This window comes from Mesorhizobium caraganae, from assembly GCF_016836705.1.
GTDB lineage: Bacteria > Pseudomonadota > Alphaproteobacteria > Rhizobiales > Rhizobiaceae > Mesorhizobium > Mesorhizobium caraganae.
The window spans coordinates 1-1,049 of the sequence record NZ_JAFCGY010000099.1 but is presented as its reverse complement, the minus strand read 5'-3'; the positions used below and the strand labels follow the sequence as shown (position 1 = coordinate 1,049).

General features: G+C 64.0%; 1 protein-coding gene. It reads left to right on the top strand.

Annotated features, from left to right (window positions below; translation table 11 throughout):
- Window positions 1-89 precede the first annotated feature (89 nt).
- A protein-coding gene (locus tag JQK88_RS35455) for an IS630 family transposase (protein WP_246750192.1) occupies window positions 90-1,033 on the top strand; the annotation gives its coding sequence in 2 pieces (ribosomal slippage) (window positions 90-426 and window positions 426-1,033; 945 coding nt in all).
- Window positions 1,034-1,049: the final 16 nt, after the last annotated feature.

Genomic DNA, 1,049 nt, shown 5'->3' with positions numbered 1-1,049 from the left:
CTAGAGCACGTCCTGTGATCGATGAATCGATTGTGATGTGACGGCTGCGTTTTGTGCTGATTCAACATCCACCTCGATGGAGGTGGACAATGGGAAGAGCATTGAGCGGAGATCTTCGGTCGCGGGTCTTGAAGGCTTCGGACGAGGGCATGTCGGCCCGGCAGGCAGCGGCGCGGTTCGGCGTGGGAGTGTCCAGCGCGATCCGCTGGATTGCGCGGGCGAAGATCGGCGAACTGGCGCCACGCCCGCAGGGCCGCCGACGCGCCTCCAGCCTCGATGCACACGAAGCCTTCATCGTCGGGCTGATCGATGAGCGCAAGGACATCACGCTGAACGAGATGGTGGAGCGGCTCGTCGCCGAGCAGTCGGTGCGGATCAGCCGCAGCGCCTTGAGCGCCTGGCTTCGCGACCACGGCTGGACATTCAAAAAAAGTCCGCGCACGCACTGGAGCAGGATCGCCCCGACATCCTGAAGCGGCGCCGGGACTGGTTCGACGGCCAGCTCGATCTCGATCCGGCGAAGCTCGTGTTCATCGATGAGACCGGCCTCTCCACAAAGATGGCCCGCCTGCGTGGAAGAGCGCCGCGCGGCGAGCGCTGTCGGGCCGGCGTGCCGCATGGCCACTGGAAGACCACGACCTTCACCGGAGCGCTACGGCTGACGGGCATGACTGCGCCCTTCGTCTACGACGGCGCCATGAACGGCAACGTGTTCCTGGCCTATGTCGAGCAGGTGCTGGTCCCGACATTGTCGGAGGGCGACGTAGTCGTCATGGACAACCTGCCCGCCCACAAGGCCGCCGGCGTGCGCGACGCGATTGAGGCCGCAGGCGCGAGCCTGCTCTACCTGCCGCCCTACAGTCCCGACTTCAATCCGATTGAGAACGCCTTCGCCAAACTCAAGGCGCTGCTGCGAGCAAAGGCCGAGAGAACCATCAAGACTCTGTGGGACGCGGTCGGCGCGGTCGTCGACCTCTTCACCCCAGCCGAATGTGCCAACTACTTCAAAGCCGCAGGATATGAACCGGATTAAACAGGACGTGCTCTAG